The sequence below is a fragment of the Pseudomonas sp. AGC41 genome, assembly GCF_057334555.1.
Genome location: NZ_JBHFJB010000028.1, coordinates 9,672 through 12,080, shown reverse-complemented (window position 1 = coordinate 12,080; position 2,409 = coordinate 9,672). Strand labels below are relative to the sequence as shown.

The following is a 2,409-nucleotide window of genomic DNA, read 5'->3' as shown; positions in this document are numbered from 1 at the left end:
AAGAGGCCGGCCCCTCCGACAAAAATCTCAAAACAGAGAATTATCCCTTTCCTACGCTTTTCAATAACGAAATTTATCCTTATGCATCAGCCACTTAGCCATCTGGCACAGATATCGCTATAGCACTCCTCAAAGCCTTACCCACAAAAATAACAATCCCAGGAGACACACCATGAGTGTGATCATTGCCTTGGCAGCCCTCACGCTGCTGATGGTTGCCGCCTACCGTGGCTACAGCGTCATTCTCTTCGCCCCGATCGCCGCCCTCGGCGCGGTCCTGCTTACCGATCCATCCGCCGTCGCTCCCGCGTTCACCGGAGTGTTCATGGACAAGATGGTCGGCTTCATCAAACTCTATTTCCCGGTGTTCCTGCTTGGCGCGGTATTTGGCAAGCTGATCGAGCTGTCGGGTTTCTCCCGCTCCATCGTCGCCGCGGCGATTCGGCTGTTGGGCACGCGCCAGGCCATGCTGGTGATCGTGCTGGTCTGCGCGTTGCTCACTTATGGCGGCGTGTCGCTGTTCGTCGTGGTGTTCGCGGTGTACCCGTTCGCCGCGGAGATGTTCCGCCAGAGCAATATTCCCAAGCGGCTGATTCCAGCCACCATCGCCCTCGGCGCATTCTCGTTCACCATGGACGCCCTGCCCGGCACGCCGCAGATCCAGAACATCATCCCCAGCACCTTCTTCAACACCACCGCCTGGGCGGCGCCGTGGCTGGGCGTGATCGGTACGATCTTCGTCTTCTGCTTCGGCATGCTGTTTCTGCAGCGCCAGCGCAACAAGGCCCAACGCGCCGGTGAAGGTTATGGCACCGAACTGCGCAACGAGCCGGAAACCGCCGAGGACATCAAGCTGCCCAACCCGTGGATCGCCGTTTCGCCGCTGCTGGCGGTGGGGATCATGAACCTGCTGTTTACCCAGTGGATCCCGCAGTGGTACGGCAAGACTCACAGCCTGGTGCTGCCGGGCATGGCGACACCGGTGACCAGCGACATTGCCAAGCTCACCGCGATCTGGGCGGTACAGGCCGCCTTGCTGGTGGGTATTGTCATGGTATTGCTGTTCGGCTTCCGCGCGATTCGCAGCAAACTGGCCGAAGGCAGCAAGAGCGCGGTGGGCGGTGCCTTGCTCGCGGCGATGAACACCGCTTCGGAATACGGTTTCGGTGCGGTGATCGCCTCGTTGCCGGGCTTCCTGGTGCTGGCCGACTGGCTCAAGAACATTCCCGATCCGCTGGTCAACGAAGCGGTCACCGTGACGCTGCTGGCCGGCATCACCGGTTCCGCGTCGGGGGGCATGAGCATCGCTCTGGCAGCGATGTCCGAAACCTTCATCAGCGCCGCCCACGCCGCCAACATTCCCCTGGAAGTGCTGCACCGGGTGGCCGCCATGGCCAGCGGCGGCATGGACACCCTGCCCCACAACGGCGCGGTAATCACCTTGTTGGCCGTCACCGGCCTGACCCATCGTGAAGCCTACAAAGACATCTTCTGCATTACGCTGATCAAGACCCTCGCGGTGTTCTTCGTGATCGGTGTGTTCTACGCCACTGGCATTGTGTGAGGTTTCCATGACGACATTTCTTTCCGGCAAGACTGCCCTGGTCACCGGCTCCACCAGCGGCATCGGCCTGGGCATCGCCTTGAGCCTGGCCAAGGCCGGCGCCAACCTGATCCTCAACGGCTTTGGCGATGCCTCGGCGGTGATCGCCGAAGTCGCACAACACGGCGTCAAAGTCGGGCACCATCCGGCCGACGTCAGCGACCCGGCGCAGATTGCCGACATGCTCGCCTATGCCGAACGCGAATTCGGCGGCGTGGACATCCTGGTGAACAACGCCGGGATCCAGCACGTGGCCGCCGTGGAAGATTTCCCGGTGGAGCGCTGGGATTCGATCATTGCCATCAACCTCTCCTCGGTGTTCCACGCCACTCGCCTGAGCTTGCCGGGCATGCGCGCCAAGGGCTGGGGCCGGATCGTCAATGTCGCCTCGGTGCATGGCCAGGTCGGCTCGGTGGGCAAGGCCGCCTACGTCGCCGCGAAGCATGGGGTGATCGGGCTGACCAAGGTGGTTGGCCTGGAAACCGCCACCAGCAACGTGACCTGCAATGCAATCTGCCCAGGCTGGGTGCTGACGCCACTGGTGCAAAAACAGATCGACGACCGCATCGCCAGCGGCGTCGACCCGCAACAGGCCCAGCACGATCTGTTGGCCGAGAAGCAACCGTCCCTGGAATTCGTCACCCCGCCGCAGCTGGGTGAACTGGTGCTGTTCCTCTGCAGCGAAGCCGGCAGCCAGGTGCGGGGCGCGGCGTGGAATGTTGATGGAGGGTGGTTGGCGCAGTAACCCTCCGCGATTCCCGTGGCGAGGGAGCTTGCTCCCGCTGGCCTGCGAAGCGGGCCCAAGA

2 protein-coding genes are annotated in these 2,409 nt (G+C 62.4%); both read left to right on the top strand.

Going from position 1 to position 2,409, the window contains the following annotated elements; translation table 11 throughout:
- The first annotated feature begins 172 nt into the window (after nt 1–172).
- On the top strand, nt 173–1,564 hold the full coding sequence (locus ACE04F_RS04755; RefSeq protein WP_486105256.1) for a GntP family permease: 1,392 nt from the start codon (nt 173–175) through the stop codon (nt 1,562–1,564).
- A gap of 7 nt (nt 1,565–1,571) precedes the next feature.
- Nucleotides 1,572–2,348, top strand: a complete 777-nt coding sequence (gene hbdH / locus ACE04F_RS04750) for a 3-hydroxybutyrate dehydrogenase (protein ID WP_486105255.1) — start codon at nt 1,572–1,574, stop codon at nt 2,346–2,348.
- Nucleotides 2,349–2,409: the final 61 nt, after the last annotated feature.